Annotated in this window: 21 protein-coding genes; 8 read left to right on the top strand and 13 right to left on the bottom strand. The window is 66.0% G+C overall.

The window, feature by feature from the left end; genetic code table 11:
• Window positions 1-5: 5 nt before the first annotated feature.
• Both ltaE and ACPXYO_RS15045 read right to left on the bottom strand, forming a co-directional pair.
• Window positions 6-1,010 carry a low-specificity L-threonine aldolase gene (gene ltaE / locus ACPXYO_RS15040; protein WP_423922142.1) on the bottom strand — a complete coding sequence of 335 codons (1,005 nt, stop codon included), beginning with the start codon at window positions 1,008-1,010 and terminating at the stop codon, window positions 6-8.
• Window positions 1,011-1,082: 72 nt separating this feature from the next.
• Complete coding sequence (locus ACPXYO_RS15045; RefSeq protein WP_423922145.1) at window positions 1,083-2,756, bottom strand: N-acyl-D-amino-acid deacylase family protein; 1,674 nt, start codon at window positions 2,754-2,756, stop codon at window positions 1,083-1,085.
• Window positions 2,757-2,833: 77 nt separating this feature from the next.
• Here ACPXYO_RS15045 and ACPXYO_RS15050 point away from each other — a divergent pair, with 77 nt between their 5' ends.
• The 7 genes from ACPXYO_RS15050 (at window position 2,834) to ACPXYO_RS15080 (ending at window position 7,718) form a co-directional block, all read left to right on the top strand.
• Entirely contained in the window at window positions 2,834-3,238 is a 405-nt protein-coding gene (locus ACPXYO_RS15050) for a RusA family crossover junction endodeoxyribonuclease (RefSeq protein ID WP_423922147.1), read from the top strand.
• Window positions 3,238-3,888 carry a hypothetical protein gene (locus tag ACPXYO_RS15055; RefSeq protein ID WP_423922150.1) on the top strand — a complete coding sequence of 217 codons (651 nt, stop codon included), beginning with the start codon at window positions 3,238-3,240 and terminating at the stop codon, window positions 3,886-3,888. Before ACPXYO_RS15050 ends, ACPXYO_RS15055 begins: the two co-directional genes overlap by 1 nt.
• An 88-nt stretch (window positions 3,889-3,976) precedes the next feature.
• Window positions 3,977-4,510 carry a flavin reductase family protein gene (locus ACPXYO_RS15060; protein WP_423922153.1) on the top strand — a complete coding sequence of 178 codons (534 nt, stop codon included), beginning with the start codon at window positions 3,977-3,979 and terminating at the stop codon, window positions 4,508-4,510.
• A 116-nt stretch (window positions 4,511-4,626) separates the two neighbouring features.
• Complete coding sequence (gene infA, locus ACPXYO_RS15065; RefSeq protein WP_423922156.1) at window positions 4,627-4,851, top strand: translation initiation factor IF-1; 225 nt, start codon at window positions 4,627-4,629, stop codon at window positions 4,849-4,851.
• A gap of 5 nt (window positions 4,852-4,856) precedes the next feature.
• A complete protein-coding gene (locus ACPXYO_RS15070; RefSeq protein ID WP_423922159.1) occupies window positions 4,857-5,687 on the top strand; it encodes an enoyl-CoA hydratase/isomerase family protein in 831 nt (276 codons plus the stop codon).
• A 120-nt stretch (window positions 5,688-5,807) separates the two neighbouring features.
• The gene (locus tag ACPXYO_RS15075; RefSeq protein ID WP_423922161.1) at window positions 5,808-7,037 is read left to right on the top strand and encodes an acyl-CoA dehydrogenase family protein; all 1,230 of its coding nucleotides are present in this window, start codon (window positions 5,808-5,810) and stop codon (window positions 7,035-7,037) included.
• Between the two features lie 45 nt (window positions 7,038-7,082).
• On the top strand, window positions 7,083-7,718 hold the full coding sequence (locus ACPXYO_RS15080) for a VOC family protein (protein ID WP_423922164.1): 636 nt from the start codon (window positions 7,083-7,085) through the stop codon (window positions 7,716-7,718).
• Between the two features lie 115 nt (window positions 7,719-7,833).
• Here the strand turns inward: ACPXYO_RS15080 and ACPXYO_RS15085 are convergent, their stop codons facing one another.
• From ACPXYO_RS15085 to ACPXYO_RS15110, 6 genes are all read right to left on the bottom strand, one after another.
• Window positions 7,834-9,042: an ABC transporter substrate-binding protein gene (locus ACPXYO_RS15085; protein WP_423922165.1), complete on the bottom strand. Its 1,209-nt coding sequence runs from the start codon at window positions 9,040-9,042 to the stop codon at window positions 7,834-7,836.
• An 82-nt stretch (window positions 9,043-9,124) separates the two neighbouring features.
• Entirely contained in the window at window positions 9,125-9,961 is an 837-nt protein-coding gene (locus ACPXYO_RS15090; RefSeq protein WP_423922167.1) for an ABC transporter permease, read from the bottom strand.
• A complete protein-coding gene (locus ACPXYO_RS15095; protein WP_423922169.1) occupies window positions 9,958-10,881 on the bottom strand; it encodes an ABC transporter permease in 924 nt (307 codons plus the stop codon). Before ACPXYO_RS15095 ends, ACPXYO_RS15090 begins: the two co-directional genes overlap by 4 nt.
• Window positions 10,881-11,996, bottom strand: a complete 1,116-nt coding sequence (locus ACPXYO_RS15100) for an ABC transporter ATP-binding protein (RefSeq protein WP_423922171.1) — start codon at window positions 11,994-11,996, stop codon at window positions 10,881-10,883. Before ACPXYO_RS15100 ends, ACPXYO_RS15095 begins: the two co-directional genes overlap by 1 nt.
• A complete protein-coding gene (speB, locus tag ACPXYO_RS15105) occupies window positions 11,993-13,015 on the bottom strand; it encodes an agmatinase (protein ID WP_423922173.1) in 1,023 nt (340 codons plus the stop codon). Before speB ends, ACPXYO_RS15100 begins: the two co-directional genes overlap by 4 nt.
• Window positions 13,012-13,683 carry a GNAT family N-acetyltransferase gene (locus ACPXYO_RS15110; protein WP_423922176.1) on the bottom strand — a complete coding sequence of 224 codons (672 nt, stop codon included), beginning with the start codon at window positions 13,681-13,683 and terminating at the stop codon, window positions 13,012-13,014. The genes speB and ACPXYO_RS15110 overlap by 4 nt, the downstream gene beginning before the upstream one ends.
• Window positions 13,684-13,779: 96 nt before the next feature.
• On the opposite strand from ACPXYO_RS15110, the gene ACPXYO_RS15115 reads away from it, so the two are divergent.
• Window positions 13,780-15,195, top strand: coding sequence for an NAD(P)/FAD-dependent oxidoreductase (locus ACPXYO_RS15115; RefSeq protein ID WP_423922178.1), 1,416 nt, complete (start codon window positions 13,780-13,782; stop codon window positions 15,193-15,195).
• A gap of 15 nt (window positions 15,196-15,210) precedes the next feature.
• Here the strand turns inward: ACPXYO_RS15115 and ACPXYO_RS15120 are convergent, their stop codons facing one another.
• From ACPXYO_RS15120 to ACPXYO_RS15140, 5 genes are all read right to left on the bottom strand, one after another.
• Complete coding sequence (locus tag ACPXYO_RS15120) at window positions 15,211-16,182, bottom strand: MBL fold metallo-hydrolase (protein WP_423922180.1); 972 nt, start codon at window positions 16,180-16,182, stop codon at window positions 15,211-15,213.
• Window positions 16,118-16,360, bottom strand: coding sequence for a hypothetical protein (locus tag ACPXYO_RS15125; RefSeq protein ID WP_423922183.1), 243 nt, complete (start codon window positions 16,358-16,360; stop codon window positions 16,118-16,120). The genes ACPXYO_RS15120 and ACPXYO_RS15125 overlap by 65 nt, the downstream gene beginning before the upstream one ends.
• Window positions 16,361-16,481: 121 nt before the next feature.
• On the bottom strand, window positions 16,482-17,357 hold the full coding sequence (locus ACPXYO_RS15130) for a hypothetical protein (protein WP_423922185.1): 876 nt from the start codon (window positions 17,355-17,357) through the stop codon (window positions 16,482-16,484).
• A gap of 10 nt (window positions 17,358-17,367) precedes the next feature.
• Window positions 17,368-18,288 carry a YihY/virulence factor BrkB family protein gene (locus ACPXYO_RS15135; protein WP_423922188.1) on the bottom strand — a complete coding sequence of 307 codons (921 nt, stop codon included), beginning with the start codon at window positions 18,286-18,288 and terminating at the stop codon, window positions 17,368-17,370.
• A gap of 11 nt (window positions 18,289-18,299) precedes the next feature.
• On the bottom strand, window positions 18,300-19,817 hold the full coding sequence (locus ACPXYO_RS15140; protein ID WP_423922191.1) for an AMP-binding protein: 1,518 nt from the start codon (window positions 19,815-19,817) through the stop codon (window positions 18,300-18,302).
• Window positions 19,818-19,825: the final 8 nt, after the last annotated feature.

Consider the following 19,825-nt stretch of genomic DNA (forward strand, 5'->3'; position numbering starts at 1 on the left):
GAGGGCTAGACAGCGAGTTCGGAGGCGATTGCCTCCAGCGCTGCGTCTACGGCGGCCTCGCTGACGTCGAGGTGGAGCACCATGCGTGAGCGGCCGTAGCGCCAGTCGGCCAGCACGCCGCGTGCTGCGAGGCGCCGTGACAACGTGGGGTCGTCATGGTCCAAAGAACTGAAGACCATGTTGGTGTTGCAGGCGTTCACGCTCAGGCCGTCGATCTCGGCCAGTCCGTCGGCGAGACGCCTCGCGTTGGCGTGGTCGTCTGCGAGGCGGTCGATGTTGTGCCGCAGTGCGTACAGCCCGCCCGCGGCGATGATGCCCGCCTGGCGCATGCCCCCACCCAGCAGCTTGCGCCAGCGTCGGGCCTTGCCGACAAGCGTCGCCGAGCCGCACAGCACAGAGCCGACGGGGGCGCCGAGGCCCTTGGACAGGCATACCGACACCGAATCGAACGGGGCTGCGACCTCGTCAGGGGCCAAGCCTTGGGCAACAGCGGCGTTCCACAGCCGGGCACCGTCGAGGTGCAACGCCAGCCCGTGCTTGTCCGCCAGCGCGCGGGCGGCCTTCTGCTGAGGTGCAGTCAACACCTTGCCGTCGATGGTGTTCTCCAAGCACAGCAGGCGGGTACGGGCGAAGTGGCTGTCATCGGGCTTGACGGCGGCTTCCGCCGCGACGAGGTCCAGCATGCCGTCGTCGTCGGTGGGAACCGGCTGAGGCTGGATGCTGCCAAGCACCGCCGCGCCGCCACCTTCGTACATGTAGGTGTGGGCGTGATGCCCGACGATGTACTCGTCGCCCCGCTCGCAGTGCGCCATCAGCGCGCACAGGTTCGACTGGGTGCCGCTGGGCACGTACATGGCGGCTTCGAAGCCCAACAGGTCCGCCGCGTACGCCTCCAGCTCATTGACGGTGGGGTCGTCGCCCCACACGTCGTCTCCGACGGGCGCGGCGGCCATGGCGGCACGCATGTCATCGCTAGGACGCGAGACGGTGTCTGAACGAAGATCGATCACACCGTCGAGCCCGCTGCCGACCCTGGCCGTAGACGCGGTCGGTGTCGGGGCGCTGCTCGGGCGCACGGGGGCTCAGCCCTTGCCGTTGCGCAGCAGCTTGCCCGGCAGCGGGCCGTGCGGATCGACGGCGTCGGCGCCGTTCCGGCGGATGATGGTGCCGTTCACGACCACTGCATCGATGCCCTTCGCATCAGAAATGAGGCGGTCGGCGCCGGCGGGCAGGTCGTACACCCGCCGCTTGCCCAGATGGCCGACCTCGTCGGCGTCGAACACCACGACGTCGGCAGGCTTGCCTTGCGCCAGCGTGCCGCGATCGGCAATGCCGAACACCTCGGCGGGGCGCTGGGTGAGCATGTGGACGGCGGTCTCGAGGTCGAAGCTGCCCCGACCGCGCACGAAGGTCGCCAAGAACTCCGTCGAGTACTTGGCGTCACACAGTTGGCTGGCGTGCGCCCCGGCATCGGACAGCCCGATCACCGTGGTCGGGTCATGCAGCAGCTCGTCGATGTCGTCGGGGTCGTGATTCAGCACGTCCTGGATGATGCGCATCTCGAGGTCGGCTTCGAGCGCTACGTCGAGCACCCAGTCCACCGGGTCCTGGCCGGCATCGTCGGCCATCTGCTGCACGTTGCGGCCTTCGAGCTCTGGGTTGTGGGGCAGGTAGCTGATTTCGGTTCGAGCCCAGCGGTCGCCGATCTTGCCGCCGTTGCCCGCCTTTTCCTTGAACTCGGCCCGCCAGTCGGCGTCGGCGTAGTAGCGCTTGCGCCCTTGGAGGTCGCTCTGGGAGACCGGCGTGAAACAGCGCAGGGCCTCGTAGATGAACGGTGCCTTCCAGCTCATCTCAAACTGGATGGGCTGCACGGCAACCTGCGGGAAGACGGGCAGGCCACGTTCGGCGATCTCGTGCGCACGCTCCAGTTCGGCACGGTGGCTGCCGGGACCGCGTGCCGAGCCCAGCAGCGCCGTCCAGCTCACGTGCGCCCCGGTGGTCTCGGCGATGCGTGCGAACTCGTCGTGATTGAGGCCCCGACCCACGGTTGCCTGCATCACGCCGCCCACGTCGCCGAGCGCCTGAGCGATCTCGACGATCTCGTCGGTGGTCGCGGCGCGGCTGGGCACCGGACGTCCCTCGTAGCCGACATGGGTAGGTGCTTTGGAGGTCGCGAAACCGAGCGCCCCGGCTCGCAGCGCCTCGGCCACCAAGTCGCGCTGGGCAGCGATCTCTTCGGGGGTGCCCTCCCGCTCGGTGGCCTCTTCGCCCATGACGTACATGCGGGCGGCGGTGTGCCCGATCAGCGCAGCCATGTTGACCCCAGCGCCGTTCGATTCGAGCGCATCGAGATACTGCGGGAAGGTCTCGAAGCCCCAGTCGCCGAGGCCGGCACGCAACGCATCGACGCTCATGCCCTCCACGTTCTCGAGCGTTCGCATGATGAGGTCGCGGTGCTCGGGCCGAGTCGGTGCCACCGAGAACCCGCAGTTGCCCATCACGATGGTGGTGACGCCGTGCCAGGGAGAGCAGCTCACCAGCCGGTCCCACATGATCTGCGCGTCATAGTGCGTGTGGATGTCCACGAACCCGGGGCACACGATGCGCCCGGTGGCGTCGATGGTCTGCGCGGCTTCGGCGGGAGCAGAGCCGAGCGCCACGACCTGGCCCCCCGAGATGCCTACATCGCCGATGTAGCGGGGCGAACCCGTCCCGTCGATGATCGTCCCGCCCGTGATCTTCAGGTCGTAAGCCATGTCGCAACCCCCGTGCTCTAGCTGTTTGAGCAAAATACCCCACGTTGACGGCACCAGGTCGGTCTAGCGTCACCGACATGGCGCTGCCGTTCGAGTTCTGCATCGAAGGCCCACCCGTGTCACAGCAGGCGAACAAGAAGGCGCGGTGCCGTGACTGGAGGAATGCGGTTCGCTCAGCGGCTATGAGCGAATGGGACAGCAGCCAGCCCATCGACGGTCCAGTCGCCGTGACGATCAGCTACATCTACGAAGACGCTTCGCTCGACGTGGACAATGTTCCCAAACCGATCTTGGACGCGCTCAAGAACTTGGTGTACCCGGACGACGACCAAGTGTTCGATCTTGCGTGCCACAAGAGGAGCTCTGGTGGCAAGCTGGCGTGGCCGAATGCGACATCCTTGCTGCGGCAGCACGCCGTGGTGCGCAACGAGTTCTTGCATGTGCTCGTCGACCGTGCGGATGTCCTGGGAGGCGTTACCTGATGCAACGAGAGCGAGACGCAGCAGAACACACGGTCTTGCTGAGCACTGCGTCTGAGTATCGGCGCAAGGGATACGAGGTTGCGATCGAAGCGCCAGTGGGCTTCTTGCCCGGCGTTCGAGCCGACCTCATCGCAACCAAACAGGACGACAAACGCGTGATCGAGGTCAAGACGCGATCCTCGTTGCGGACCGATCCGTCCGCCGAAAGGCTGGCCTGCGCGGTAGAGGCGGAGCCCGGGTGGAGCTTCGATCTCGTTCTCGTCCCTGAGCACGTCGGCGTGGACACGCCCGAGAACGTGGATCCGCTGGCCTTGGACGACATTCGCCACCGCTTGATTGACGCCGAGTCGCTGCTCAGCGGCTCGCAACCTGAGGCAGCAGTGCTGCTCGCTTGGTCTGGGTGTGAAGCCGCGGTCAGGCGGCTGTTGGCGAAGGAGGCTGGTGGGCACTCAAAGGCTGTCAGCCATGTGCGACACCTCTTGAGCGAAGCGACCATGCACGGCGCGATTTCGCGCCAAGAGCATTCGAGACTGAAAGAGCTGGCATCGCTGCGCAACGCCGTGATTCATGGGTTTCGCCATGGGGACGGCGATCTAAGGGAAGCGGCGGGCGAACTCATCAGGCTCGGTCGAGGGTTCGTCTCCAGGTAATGCCGCTTGACCGGACTGTGCGGGCGCAGCCAATTTGGATTGGTCGGTACGGAAACGAGCCGAGTACAGATGTGCATAGGGTGCACCCATGAGCACTGCCGACCTTGCGGACGAGTTGGTCAACCGGGTGACGTGGAAGATCCCCAATGCCCTTGCGCTGGTGGGGTCCAGAGCCGGCGACGAGCGCAACGCCATGACGACCAGCTGGATGACGCAGCTGTCGATGGAGCCGGTGCTCATCGGCATCGGTGTCGAGAACACTGCCGTCACTCACCGGCTGATCTCTGACGGCGGCTCGTTCAGCGTGAACCTCTGGGATGCAGAGAACACCAGGCCGTTCGTGAAGTTCTCCAAGCCCGCTGCCTATGAGGCCGCTGGTGATGGGGACGGTCCGGCAACCGGGACGCTGAACGGCTGGTCGGTGTACGAAGCCGCCACCGGGGCACCGGTGTTCGTCGATGCCGCGGCCTGGATGGACTGCGAGGTGCGCCACAGCGTGGACTTGGGCACTCACACGCTATTCATGGGCGAAATCGTCTCTGCCGGCATCAACAACGACGAGGTGCGGCTCGCCTCGATGTCGGACACCCGCATGAAGTACGGGGGCGTGAAGCGTCACTGAGGGCGGCCTTCCGGCGGCAACCGCGGGCGGCTCCGAGTCGGCTCGGCTACCATGGAACGGCTCGCGCGCTCCGCTGTGGTGAGGCGCTCGGGCGCACAGCCGACCGGGGATACCACGTGCCGAAAGTCAAAGACGACGCAATCTTGCTCGAAGGAAAGACCGTCGAGGCGCTCAAGGGCGGTTACTTCCGCATTGAGCTCGACAACGGTCACGAGGTTCTCGGGCACCTGAGCGGCAAGATGCGCAAGCACCACATCCGGATCCTTCCTGGAGACCGGGTGCAGGTGGAAGTTTCGGCGTACGACCTCAGCCGCGGCCGCATCACCTACCGCTATAAGTAATCCTCATGAGCAGTCCGGCGCAGCCGTCAAACGGCACGGTCAGCTTCAGCGTCGACGCCGACGTCGCCACGGTGACGCTCAATCGGCCCGAGACGCTGAACTCCATGAACGACGAGTTCATGAACGACATCAGCGAAGCGTTCGGCATGGTGGTGGCCGATGAGTCCGTACGAGCGGTGATTCTCACCGGATCTGGACGCGGATTCTGCTCGGGCGCCGACCTTCGCGCCGCCGCCGATGGTGCCGAGGACATCGATCCCCAGGCTCAGGGCGATGCCACGACCGACTCGATGGACAACGTGTTCCATCCCGCCATCCGAGCGGTGGCCGAGTCTCCGGTGCCGACAGTGGCCCGCATCAACGGAGTTGCCGCCGGCGGCGGCATCGGTCTGGCGCTCTCGTGTGACATCGCTATCGCTGCCCGGTCAGCATTCTTCGTCGCGACCTTTGGGCCTCGGCTCGGCATCGTCCCCGACTTGGGCACGACCTGGCAGCTGCCCATGCGAGTCGGCAGGGCCCGAGCGTTGGGCATGTCGCTGCTCGGAGAGCGCGTCACGGCCGATCAGGCCGCCGAGTGGGGCCTGGTGTGGAGGACGGTCGACGACGCCGACCTCGATGCTGCGGTGGCACAGGTTGTCGATGTGCTCCGGCGCGGCTCCCCGGCGGCGATGGCGCGGATCCGCTCTGCGGTGGATGGCGCCATGCAGCGTGACCTTGCCGACCAGCTCGATGTCGAGATGGGCCACCAAGCGGTGCTCATCCCGCGCAACATGTCGCACGGTGCAGAGGCGTTCCTGGCCAAGACCGATCCTTCGTTCCCGGGCGAGCGTTACTGAGCCGTCTCGGACTGCGCTGAACCAATGCCGCGCTGAACCGATGCTGCGCAGCGCCAGCGGCTGCGCTGACTTGTTTGTTGCACAGCGCCAGCGGCTGCGCAGTGCTGGCAGACTGGCACCATGACCGACACGCTCGAAGCCCCGACGACTGCCGATGCCGCTGCGGCGCGGGTTGACGCCGCCATCGACGAACTGCTGGCATCGCACAACCCCGAACAGCTGAGCTACGCGGAGTTTCGCGGAGCACAGTTCGACGCCGGTCTGGCTTGGGTGCACTTCGACGAGGGGCACGGCGGCCTGAGCGTCAGCCCCAGGCTCCAGCGGGGGGTCGAGGAGCGGCTGCGGGCGGCCGGCGCCCGGCCCATGAAGCCCGTCACGTTCTTCATGCACCTGGCCGGTCCGACCATTCACACGCACGGCAGCGAAGAGGTCAAGCAGCGTTTCCTCCGGTCGATGTTCACCGGCGAGGAGCTCTGGTGCCAGCTGTTCAGCGAACCAGGTGCGGGCAGCGACTTCGCCGGACTGGCGACCCGGGCGGTAGCTGACGGCGAGGAGTGGATCGTGAACGGCCAGAAGGTGTGGAACACGCTGGCCCACCTAGGCGATTTCGGCATGCTCGTGACGCGCACGAATCCCGAGGTGCCCAAGCATCGGGGGCTCACCTACTTCGCACTCGACATGAAGTCGCCGGGCGTAGAGGTGCGCCCGCTGCGCCAGATCACCGGCGAGGCCGAATTCAACGAGGTCTACATGACCGATGTTCGTGTGCCCGATGCAAAGCGCATCGGCGACGTCGGTGACGGCTGGCGGGTGTCGCTGACCACGCTGATGAACGAGCGCAATGCCATCGGCACCGGCAGCGGTGGTCCGCCCAAGCAGGGATCGGGACCGATCTCGGTGCTGGTGAAGTTGTGGAACCAGCGCGATGAAGCTGATCGCGACACCGTGACGCGTGATCGACTGACAAAGCTGTGGGCGCGCTCGGAGGTGATGCGCCTGACGAATATGCGCGCCGGGGCCAACCGGCGCATGGGCAATCCCGGGCCGGAAATGTCCATCGCCAAGCTGGCCTATGCCGAGCTGAACCAGGCGCTCATGACCTGTGCGGTGGACATGATGGGCGCCGAAGGGCTCGTCGGCTACGACTACACGTTCCGCCGCCCCGAGGACCTGTCGGTGGACGGGTCCGACGGCGGCGTGCAGCACGGTTTCCTGCGAGTACGCGCCAACTCCATCGAGGGCGGCACCTCGGAGATCATGCGGAACATCCTGGGAGAGCAGGTCCTGGGACTCCCGGGCGAGCCACGGGTCGACAAGGACGTCCCGTGGATCGAAGTGCCGCGTAACTGAGGCACGTCAGAACAGTCAGTCGATCAAGTCAGCCAGGGAGCAGCGATGACGGCGACCGACAGCAGCACCGAGGTGCCTCCCGCACCCGAGGTGTCGAAGCGGACCGAGCCGGTTGCACCCCGCGGCGTGAACCACCTCGTTCTCAACGTGCGCGACATTGAGGAGTCGCACCACTTCTGGTGCAACCTGCTCGGATTCCGCCAGGTGGGCAACTTGGTGGCTGCACCCGACGGTCGCGGGCGCCCCACGATGCGCTTCTACAGCGGAGTACGGGGTGCCCCCGAAGGTCAGCACCATCACGATATTGCACTCATGGAACAGGACGACCTGCCGCCGCCCCCGGAACAATGGACACTGGGAAGCGGTGGATGTGCGGTCAACCACATCGCCATCACGTATCCGGACCGTGAGTCGTGGCTGTCCCAGGTCCAGTTCCTGATGGACAACGACGTGAGGATCGCTCGCCGCACTGACCACGGCATGACGCACAGCGTCTACATCACCGATCCCAACGGCTACGGCGTCGAGGTGCTGTACGACCTGCCGCGTGAAGTCTGGGAGGACGACATCAACGGGGCGCTGAACTACGCCATCGACCACCCTCGCGATGAAGCGCTGATCGACGACACCAACTACATCGACGACTTCACCGGCTGGGGCGACCCCGACGACAAGTTTTGAGGACGGCGTCCCGCCGGCAGGACTGGGCCGAAGCTAGCCCGGGCATACGCGACAGCGCCGGGCCAGGCCAGAGCCCAGCCCGGCGTACTGCCGGCTCAATTGACCTCCGGCTCCCTCAGCTCTTGGCCTCGGTCAGCATGTCCTGCACGATCAAGCCCAGGTCGCCCATCTGCGGGATCAACTCCAGCCGCGCGTACACCTCCGGCGGCGGGTAGATCCCCGGGTCCTCCAGAATCTCGTCCAGGATGTAGGGCGTTGCGGCTGTGTTCGGGCTGCCGTAGTAGGTGTAGTTCGTCAACGCAGCGCCGTTCTCCGCGTCGAGCAGGAAGTTGATCATGGCGTGGGCCGAGCACACGTTGTCGGCGTTGTGCGGGATGGCCATCGTGTCCACCCAGCGGACACCGCCCTCGATCGGGATGGTGTACACGTGAGTCTCGTACGCATCGGTCTCGAAGAAGGCCTGGGCGAACCCGCCGCTCCAACCGTGTGCCACGTCGACCTCGCCGTTGACCAGGTCATCGCCGAAGGTCACCGAGTCGTACTTGAGCAGCCGATCATTGGTGGCCTTGAGCAGGGCGCCCGCTTCGCGCACGGCGTCCTCGTTACCGGACTCGATCACCTCGGTGATGCTGTAGCCCAAGTACTTCAGTGCGGCCGAAACGGCCTCGGGCGCGTCGTCGAGCATGGAGATGTCGCCCGGCACCAGCGCCGCCGTCTCAGGATCGAAGATGACCGCCCATGAGGCTTCGCCACCGAGCGTATCGAGCATGTCGTAGGTCATGCCGATGCCCGTCGTGCCCCACTGGTACGCCACGTGGAAGCGGTGCTCGGGATCGAACGGCGGGTTGTCCCACGCGTCATCGATGTTAGCGGCATTGGGCAGGGCGTCGAAGTCCAGGGGCAGCAGCAGATCCTCGGAGATCATCAACGCCACCATGTAGTCCGATGGAACGACCAGGTCATAGATGGCGGCGCCTGACTCGACCTGAGTGAGCATCTGCTCATTCGACTCATACACCGAGTAGTCGATGCTGATGCCTGACTCCTCTTCGAAAGCGACCAGCAATTCCTCATCGATGTAGTCGGCCCAGTTGTAGAACACCAGATCGCCGTCAGTCTCGCCGGGTTCGCAGCCGTCGTCGGGAGCCGGACCGTCGGCGGCATCTCCCGCATCGCTTGCAGCGGCAGTGGTGGCGGCGGCAGCCTCGCTGGCATCGTCGTCGTCTCCGTCGCCGCATGCGGCCAGCAGCAGCACAGCCACAACGGTGACTGCGAGCCACCGACTGCGGCGCAGTCGGCCTCGGGTGCTCGCTGAATCGGTCATGTTTCCTCCCTTATGGACGTCCAACGGAACGCCGCTGTGCTTGTCGCTCTGAGTGAGCGTGGTTGTATCGAGTGGTGCCGGTTCACGGCGTGCTGCTCCGGGGCCGTTGCAGTGCCAGCGAGGCCACGACCAGCGTGATCGAGGCGGCCAGCATGAGCGTGGAGATGGCGTTCAACTCGGGCGTGACGCCTTGGCGGATACTGCTGAAGACGTACACCGGCAGGGTCGTGGCCCCCGGGCCGGCCGTGAAGGCTGAAATGACGACGTCGTCGAGCGACAGCGTCAGCGCCAGCAGGGCACCCGCGGCGATGCCTGGCGCAATCAGCGGCAGCGTCACCCTCCTGAACGTACGCCACGGTGTGGCATACAGATCACGTGCGGCCTCTTCGAGCGTGCGATCGAACTGATCCAGGCGGGCGCGCACCACCACCGCGACGAACGAGATGTTGAACGCAATGTGGCTGAGGGCGACTGTCGTGACACCCAGGGTGAGCCGCGGGCCGAATGTGTCGATGAGCCTGAACGCCTCGGCGAAGAACACCAAGAGCATGACTGCCATCGTGATATCGGGGATGACGATGGGCAGGTAGACGGTGCCGTCCAGCGCCCGCCTCCCCTTGAAGCGGTAGCGGTCGAGAGCGAGCGCCACTGCTGTCCCCAGCACTGTCGACACGATCGTCGAGGTGATCGCGACGACAAGTGACACACGCAGCGCGCTGACGACGTGGGTATTGCCAAGGGCCTCGCCGTACCAACGCGCCGAGAGGCCTTGCCAGACATTGACCCGCTCGGAATCGTTGAACGAGAACACCACCAACACTGCGATCGGCACATAGAGGAACGTGAACACCAGCCACGCGTTCGCGGCCAGCAGCCGTCGAGACGAGCGCTTGGTGCCCGCAGTATCGAGACTGCTCATGGCGCACCTGCTCGGGCGCGTTCGGCGTTCTCCGAGTTGCGCTGGTTGATCGCCACTGTAACGAGCATCGCCACGATCACCAGCACGCTCAGGGAGGCGCCCAGCGGCCAGTTGCGAGCAGCCTGGAACTGGCGCGCCACATACGAGCCGATGAGCAGCGTCTTGGCTCCGCCCAGGATCTCGGGCACGACATAGGAGCCGAAGCTGGGGACGAACACCAGCACGCAGCCCGCCACGATGCCCGAGCGGGTCAGTGGCACCGTCACCCGCCAGAAGGCCTTCGCTCCGCTGGCGTAGAGATCACGGGCGGCCTCGACCAAGCGCCAGTCCATGCGCTCGAGGGCCACATAGAGCGGCAGCACCATGAACGTCAGGAATCCGTACACCATTCCCAGCACGACGGCAGTGGGTGTGAACAAGATGCGGAACGTGCCGAAGCCCATGGCCTCGCTGAGCGCTGAGGCCGGGCCATTCGAGCCGAGCAGGAAGCGGATTGCGAAGATCCGCACGAGTCCGTTGGTCCAAAACGGGATCATCACCAGCACGAGCAGACGGGCTCTGACCCTGGGGGAGCGGGTGGCCAGGTAGTAGGCGAAGGGGTAGGCGACCACCAGGCACAGCACGGTCGTGATGAACGCCAGCCAGGCCGAGCGGGCGATGATGCCCAGAATCACGTCGTCGGCGAGGCGCTCGTAGGAGTTGAGGTTCCAGCCGCTGAGCGAGGTGCGGCCCGTAGATGTGCGGGTGGCGAACGAGTACACGGTGATGAGGCCCAGCGGGACCATGAAGAAAATGAGCAGGTACAACGCACCGGGCGAGGCGATGAGCGTCCCGATGCGCCGAGCCCGGCGCTGCGCGGCCTGCTCTTGGGGCGTCAGCAGCGTCTCTGCTGGGCTGGAACGGCGACGCAGCGTGCGCATCAGTCCGCCACGACGGTTGTAGAGGCCGGGGCCCAGCTCACGCTGACCGGCTCGCCTGCGGCCAGCGCTGCCTCGCCGGTTTCGGCTCGGGCGGTGACCGTTGGTGCGTCGTTGCTCGTGCCGGACGCTGCGCTGATGGACACCGTGTAGACGAAGGCGTGGCCGAGGTAGGTGACGTCGAGAATGACACCGTCGAGGCACGGAGCACCGGGAGGCACCTCGCCTTGGGGATACAGCCGCACTTGTTCAGGGCGCACGCTCAACGCTGCCGCGGTGCCCGCGGCCAGGTTGCTCTCAGCGGCAACGACTGCCCCAGCACGCAGGCACACCGTCGAGGAACTCTCCACGACACCTTCGAGCAGATTCGTCCGTCCGATGAAGTCGGCCACGAAACGGCTGGCGGGATGCTCGTACACCTCTGCGGGCGTGCCGACCTGCAACAGGCGGCCTTCGGACATGACGCCCACTCGGTCGCTCATCGCCAAGGCCTCTTCCTGATCGTGTGTCACGAACACGAACGTGATGCCGACCTCACGCTGGAGCACCTTGAGCTCCACCTGCATTTCCTGGCGCAGCTTCAGGTCCAGCGCTCCCAGGGGCTCGTCGAGCAGCAGCACCTTGGGGTGGTTCACGAGCGCCCGGGCCAGCGCAACCCGTTGCTGCTGCCCGCCCGAGAGCTGCGAGGGTCGGCGATGTTCCATGCCTTCGAGCTGAACGAGCGAGGTTGCCTCGGCAACCTGCCGATCGGCCTCGGAACCGCGGATGCCGCGCATGCGCAGGCCGAAGGCGATGTTCTGGGCCACCGTCATATGTGGGAACAAGGCGTACGCCTGGAACACGGTGTTGACGGGTCGTCGGTCCGGTGGCGAAGATGCGACTTCTTCGCCGTAGATCAGCAGGCTGCCTTCGCTGGGAACGTCGAGGCCGGCGATCATGCGAAGCGTCGTGGTCTTGCCGCAGCCCGACGGTCCGAGCAGCGCGAAGAACTCGCCGTCGGCGATCTTCAGGTCGAACGAGTCGACAGCTATGACCTCGCCGAACCGTTTTGAGATGTCGCGCAGCTCCACAGCCGGTGCACCGGTGCTGGCCGGGGTCTCGTCGGCGGACGTGTTCATGTGAGTCCCACGGGGTTGGGCGAGGCGCCCACATGCACCGCGCGCGTGCAGATGAAGTCGTGCGCGATGGTCGCTGCTGCCAGAGCGGTGATCTCGGAGACGTCGTATGCGGGGGCAACTTCCACAACGTCCATTCCGACGATGTCGACCGGCGACAGGCCACGCACGATCTCGAGTGCCTGGGCGGTGGTGAGACCGCCTGCTACTGGCGTTCCGGTGCCAGGGGCGAACGCCGGGTCGATGCAGTCGATGTCAAAGGTGAGATACGCCTGACGATCCGCAACACGTTCGAGCACGACCTCGACGACAGCGTCAGGCCCATTGCGATGCACCCAGGGCGCGCCGAGCACCGTGAAGCCGTGATCGTCATTGTGGGTGCGGATGCCGATTTGCACCGAGGCCGACGGGTCGATGATGCCCTCACGCAGGGCTCGAAGGAACATTGAGCCGTGGTCGAGCCGGCCCTCGTCGTCGGGCCACGTGTCGGGATGCGCGTCGAAGTGGATAAGTGCCAGCGGGCCGTGCTTGGCGGCATGGGCTCGCAGGATGGGGTAGGTGACGAAGTGATCACCGCCGAAGGTCACCATCTGAGCGTCGTGAGCGAGAATCTCTGTGCAGTGGGCCTCAATGCGCTCGACGGCTTCGGTCGGGTGGCCGTAGTCGATAAAGCAGTCCCCGTAGTCGGCAACGGCGAGGTGTTCGAAGGGGTCGAAGCCGAAGGGATAGGCGTCAAGTTCGGCGAGGCCAACCGAGGCCGCCCGGATAGCTCGGGGCCCCAGACGGGCGCCGGGCCGGTTCGAAGTGGCCATGTCGAAGGGGATGCCCGATACGACGATGTCGGCCCCGGCGATGTCACGTGTGTAGCGGCGGCGCAGGAACGACAATGCCCCGCCGTAGGTCATCTCTGGCAACCGGCCACGTAGGCCTTCGGACCGGAAGGCCTGATCGCCGATTGTCTCGGACTCAGCCCCGGCGACCAAACCCCCGCCGCCCGACGACGACTCGCCAGCGTCGCTCATGTGGCGTCGCCTTGAGAGTCTGGGTTGTGCCATACGATCAGCGCCGCCCAGCTCTCAGTGGCCGGATCAGTGATGTAGTTTGGCAATCCGCACACCGCCTCGAATCCATTCTCGATCTGGAAGCTCAGCGTGCGGTCATAGAGCCGGCCCGCTCGAACTTCCGCGATGTACTCATCGGCGGTCATGGTCACCTTGTGCTCGGCGTAGCCCGGGATGACGCCTCCCGCGACGATCCCCGCCAGCCCAAGATCGACGCAGACCCGCTTGCGCAGCTCGTACAGCTCGGCTCCGATGCCGCGGCGCCGGTACTCGAGTCTGGTGGCGATGCTGGTGCCGTAGTACCAACGACCCTCCGGAACGTGACCGCTGCCGCTGTGGTCGTCGGGCACGATGTCGGCGATCGTGTGTATCGGATTCGCCAGATCGAAACTGCAGCGGATGCCGACGCCCATGGCGACCAGCTCGTCGCCGTTGAATCCGGCGAAACAGCCTTCGGAGAAATCGCGCGCCAGCTGACCGAACGCGTCGGCGTCGTACAGGTCGTGCTGGTCGGCGGTCGGGTGAGAGGCCAGCTCCAGCGCCTCGAGCTCGGTGGCCCACTCCGGAACGATGCGGGCATAGCGCAAGCCCGAGCGCTCGCCGACAGACACAGCTTCGATCTCACGCATCGCAGACCCCCCGCAGGCACCTGCGGCACCCCGCTGTAGTGCGAGACATTACTGCCGCGACAAGAACCGACTGGTCGCGGCGGTAGTTTCCGCGAGATGGCAGCTCACAGTGCTTCTGACGTGTGGTCACTCGAGACGGCGTCCACCACACCGCTGTGGATCGATCGTCTAGAGCCGCCCATCACGGCGCGAGCCGGTGTCGGTGGCGATCTTGACGTGGACGTCGCCATCGTGGGCGGTGGCTTCAGCGGGTTGTGGACGGCGTATTACTTGCGGCAGCTCGAACCATCGCTGCGTGTCGCAGTGCTGGAACGGCACTACTGCGGTTTCGGTGCGTCGGGGCGCAATGGCGGCTGGGCGGTGGGGGAGCTTGCTGGCTCTGTCGATGACTATGCGCTGCGCTCGAATCCAGCCGAATCACGACGCCTGCTGCGGGCGGTTTTCGATGCGGTGGACGAGATCGGCAGGGTCGCAGCCACCGAGGGCATCGACTGCGATTACGCGAAGGGCGGCACGATCCGGGTGGCGCGCACCGTTCCCCAAGTCGAGCGCCAGGTCGCGGAGATCGCTGAGGCCCGGGAGATGGGGTTGACCCCCGACGAGGTCCGGCTCCTTGATGCCGATGAGGCCGCAGAGCAGCTGAACGCCACTGACGTGCGTGGTGGCATCCTGCTCGGGCCCTCGGCCGTGCTGGACCCCGCCAAGCTGGCCCGCGGACTGGCCGCGGTCGCCGAATCGGCAGGGGCGGAGATCTACGAGCAGACCCGAGCGAGGTCTATCGGCGGCAGTGCCGTGCAGGTTGGCGGCAGCGAAGTGCGGGCACCGGTGATCGTGAGGGCGACGGAGGCGTACACCCGGGACCTGCGAGGGCACCGGCGCGACATCCTGCCCGTGTACTCGCGCATGGTGGCCACCGAGCCGCTGCCCGACGAACTGTTCGATGACATCGGGCTGGCGAACCGACCCAGCTTTGCCGACGACCGTCGCATGGTGACCTACGGCCAGCGCACAGCCGACAACCGGATCGCCTTTGGTGCCACCGGTGTGCCCTACAGCTTCGGCTCGCGGATCGTGCCATCTGCCGAGTTTCACCTGGGAATGCACCGGCGGATCTGGCGAGTGCTGGTCGAGATGCTTCCGCAGCTCGCAGATGCGCGCATCACGCATCGATGGGGCGGCGTGCTCGGCATCCCACGAAACTGGCTCCCGGGCGTGCACTTCGACCCGCGGACCGGCCAAGGCGTGCTCGGTGGTTACGTGGGCGAAGGTGTGGCGGCGTCCAACCTTGCGGGTCGCACGATGGCCGAGCTGATCTGCGAGCGCGACACCGAGCGCGCCAGCCTGCCCTGGGTGGGAGTCAGCTCTAGGCGCTGGGAGCCCGAGCCGCTGCGCTGGCTCGGCGTACGCGTGAGCCGCGCGCTGCTCGGCGTCGCCGATGAACTCGAGCTGAGAACGGGCAGGCCCGACCGCCTGATGTCAGGAATCGCGAAGCTGCTACGCGGCGGCCACTGAGTCTCGGAGCCGCTCTCAGACCCGCTCAGCGTCGTCGTCGAATTCGAGCTTGTAGCCCTCGCCGTCGCGCACCATGATCCCGCCGGTGGGCGCGCCGAAGTGCGTGCCGATGACCAGGGTCTCGCCGTCAGCCCAGTCGGGGAAGACCTCGTGGCGGGTCGCCCGGGCCTCGTCTTGGTCGGTGTCGAACATCGAGCTCAGATCTGGGTCTGCGAGCTGGAGAGGAGTGTGGGCCATGTCCCCGGTGATGATCGCCCGCTTGCCTTGCGAGGTGATGACTACCGAGATGTGCCCTGGGGTGTGCCCCGGTGTCGACTGGAACGACACTTCATCGCAGATCTGATGGTCTGGGTCGATCATGTCCACGAGGCCCGCCGCCACGATCGGCGCCACCGAGTCGTCGAATACACCGTCGCCGAACAGATCGTCGGTGCTCTCCCAATGGTCGTACTCGGCCCGGCAGAACAGGTACTGAGCGTTCGGGAACGTGGGCACCCATTCGCCGTCCACGAGCCGGGTGTTCCAGCCGACATGGTCCACGTGCAGGTGAGTGCACACCACGTGGGTGATGGATTCCGGCGGGAAGCCCGCGGCCGCCAAGTCGTCGAGGAACGGACCCTGCTGTTCGTGCCAGAACGGGTTGGACCGCTGCTTGTCGTTGCCGACGCAGGTATCCACCGCAATGCGGTGATCGCCGGCTTCGATCACGCAGCAGTGAATTCGCTGCAGCAGGTAGCCCTCGTCGCTCACGAAGTGCGGGCGCAGCCACGGTGCGGCATCGGCGCGGGCCAGCACGTCGTTCTTGCCTATGCCGTCATACAGAAACCGCGGCGAAGTCGGAGTATCGGATTCCGAGACCGACGTGATGGTGACGTCGCCGACCTGTCCCAGCGCAGGGGTTCGGCGCGCTCGTCGGTGCCGCTCACGGCTGACGTCCGACGTATGCCAGGTAACGGTCCGCGATCGGGGCGTCGTCGGCAATCTCAACCGGATCGGTGATCAGCTTCATCTTGCGCGGGCCTTCACCCATGCTCTTGATGGTGTTGAGACTGATCTCGCACAGGTCTGCGGGCAGCTCGACGTCGATGCCTGCGGCTTGAGCGATGTCCCATGAATGTGTCAGCGGATCCCAACTCACCACCCTCAACAGCATGTCGACGCTCATCGGCCCGAACCACCACTTGCCCTCGTGGTCGAGAGCGCCAGGCAGGTTGAGCGCCTCTGTGACGCCGGCGCGGGTCTCGGCCCACCTCGCGGCGGGATCGGCAGGTGCGTCAGGTTGTCGCTCATGGTGGTCGTGTCTCCTTGGTTGGTGTGGATGTCGGAATGACGGTAAGTCGTGGTGCCTCGGCGCGGCGATGCGCACCGGCGGAGTTCTCATCGCTGTCGACGAGGTTGACTCGCAAGCCGGCGAGCATGACCTGACTGTCGTTGACGTAGCAGCCGCGGGCACGAGCACCAGCGAGCACCGCATCGCGATCCACGGTGGTGACGTCAATCCCACCGAGCCCTTCGCCGCGTCCGTCGGTCTCGGCCACGAATCGGAGTGTGGCGTTGTCGATCGGCACGATCGGATTGCCGTCGGTGTCGCTGTCGAGATCGATCTGCGCGATCTGGCTCCACCGCTCGGCCAGCCTTTGTGGGTCGGGGCTCTGCAATTCGGCGGCGGCGATGCCGCTCACCAACTCGGTACGCACGAACGGCTCCCAGTGCTTGCCGGCGGGCCACCACGGACCGCCGACTGCCCCGGCGCCGTCGCTGGTCATCTGGTCCATCTCGAAGAATGCGCCGCCAGTGTCGGCGGGGTGGAGCTGCATCCCCACGATGCCGTCGTCGGGATAGTTCATGTCAAACGCGACGCGGACCCCCAGATCGTCCACATGTGAGCGCCGCGCAGCCACGTCGTCCACCTCGGTGATGACCATGTAACCCGTATCGCCGCCGCGACGATTCTGGTAGCGGCCCGCGGCGGTGTCCTCGGTGACGGGCGTCACGCACTCCAGGAATTGGGTGCCCACAGGCCACAGCGTGTTCTTCAGCCCGAAGACGCCGACACCGGGGTCGATATGACACGGCTCGACGCCCAGCACGGTCTGAATGTCGACGGCTGTACGGCCGAGGTCCGCAGTCGTGACAGCAATTTGACGCAAGCGAATCCACATGAGCGTCACCCTAGGAGAGCGATTCGGGCGATGCCTGCGAGCCGCCGCCCTGTGGACGATGACGATCCAGAAGGCTGTTCAGCTCGGCGCCTGCGAGCAGTCCCATCGCCAGCAAGTACAGCCAGAGCAGCAGGCTGAGGACGCCACCCAGCAGACCGAACACGGCGTTCATGCCGCTCGATGCCAGGCCGAGGTACGCACCGAAGCCGCCCGAGACGACGAGCCACCATGCAGTTGCCATCAGTGCGCCGGGAACTTCGCGCTGCCATGTCAGCTTGTGGCGTGGCGCGATGCGGTAGACGGTCGCGGCCCACGCGACGACAGCAATCACGACAGCGGGCCAGCGGAGCCAGTCCCACGCCGTGCTGAACACCCGACCCGCGCCGAATCGGTCTGCGAGCTCGGTACCCCCGCCGAGCAGCGGCCCCACGACCACCATCGCAGCGACACCCACGGCGACCACCAAGGTGAAGAACGTCAGTGCGAATCCCACGAGCCGGGTGGACAGCCAGTTCCGAGCGCCTTGATGCCCACGGGTGACGTTCAGCGCACGCACAACCGCCACGAAGCCCCGGGAAGCGGCATACCCGGCGACGGCCACGCCCACGGTGACCACGCGGGCATCAGAGCGGTCAAACAACTCGGCGATGGTGGTATTGAGCGTGTTCTGATCGCCGAACGTCTCGCTGATGCGTTCGAGCAGCCACGCCTCAGTGTCGGCTGCCGCGCTCTGGCCGATCAGCACATCCAGTGAGCCGAGCAGCGCGGCGAACACGATGACGGCCGGGAACAGGCCAAGCAGGGCGAAGAATGCGATCTCAGCGGAGAGTCCGGCGATGCGCTTGGCAGCCCAGTCTTGGCGGACCTCGTTGGCGATCTGCCCGACGCCCTGGGTCAGGGTGCGGAGCCTCGATGGCGGGCCCGCCGGCATTGGTAGGCGATTCAGGATGCGGAGGGTTCCGAGTCGGGTGTGCGAACCAGATCGGCAGCCCGCGCGACGAGGCCGTTGCGGTCGATCTTTGCTGTCGAGGCAAGCGGGATCTCGTCGACGAACCACACGTGACGGGGGTGGGCGTATGCCGGCCCAATCGCGAGTGCGTACTGCTTCACCGCATCGACGGTGAGCGTGCGACCGGGCTCGATGCGTACGAATGCGGCGGGCAACTGGCCCTTCACCTCGTCGGGCACCGGAACCACGACTGCCTGGTGGACCGCAGGGTGATTCTCGAGCAGCTGCTCCACTGCGTCTGGATAGATGTTCTCGCCTGCGCAGACGAACATGTCGTCGACCCGACCGACGAAGAAATACCAGCCGTCGGCATCACGGGTCATCAGGTCACCTGTGTGGTACCAGCCGTCGGTCAGCCGCTCTGCGTTGACTTCGGGCAGGTTGTGGTAGCCGGCCATCACCCCGGGCGAGCGCACCCACAGCTCGCCCGCATCTGAGTCTTCCCCGGTTGCAGGGTCGACCAGTCGCAGCTCCACCTTGGGATGTGCGTGGCCGACGGAGATCTTGGGCCGTGGCTTGCCCTGCGGATGGGGCCCGAATTCGAGCACGGCTTCTGTGGTGCCGTAGCCGTTCGATACCAGTGCTCCCGGAAGCAGGCGTTGCACGTCGCTGTGGAGGGCTTCGGTCAACGGCGCCGAGCCGATGAAGGCACGTTGGACCGAGGACAGGTCAGGGATCTGCTCGCCGGCCGCGACGCGGGCAGCGACCTCGGCCGTGACGAGCGCGAACATCGTCGGCACGCCCGAGCACATCGTCACGCTGTGCTCTGTGATGGCGTCGATGTAGCCGGCGGCTGTAAATCCAGGCAGGAGGACCACTGTGCCTCCGTTGGCGAACGCCAGCTTCGAGGACATCGAAGCGTTCTTGTGGTACAGCGGGGCAGAGACGAGCATCACCTCGCCGGGCATCGCCGCGCCGTACTCCAGAACCGTGAAGATGATGTTCCTGTGAGTGAGCAGCACGCCCTTGGGCCGGCCGGTGGAGCCCGAGGTGTAGATGTGCACAGCGATGTCGTCATCGTGCATGTCTGCGGGGCCTGGGAGCGGTTCGTGCGAGTGCAGCTCATCCCATTGCGGCGACCCGATCACAATGTTCGGCACATCGGGCGGGACGAGTGCGGCGTGCTCACGGTCGGAAATGACCAGCTGCACATCGGCGTCGTCTGCGATGTACGCCTGGGTTTCCGCCGGCAGCTTGGTGTTCAGCGGCACGAACACCAAGCCCGCCGCAGGTGCGCCGAACAACACGTCGTAGAACTCGCCGCAGTTGCCGGCCAGCAGGCCGACGCGCGCCGATGACGCGAGACCGCGTGCAGCCAAGCCTGCACCGCAACGCAGTGCCCGATCTCGCAGCTCAGCAGCGGTGACGTGTCTGGTGGGTGAGGCGGAACGGTCGATGAGCACGACGGCGTCGTCGCGCGCGGCGCGTTCAAGCAATTCGGCGACGTTCATCGCCATCG

The sequence above is a fragment of the Candidatus Poriferisodalis sp. genome, from assembly GCF_965237655.1.
Classification (GTDB): Bacteria; Actinomycetota; Acidimicrobiia; order Acidimicrobiales; family Poriferisodalaceae; genus Poriferisodalis.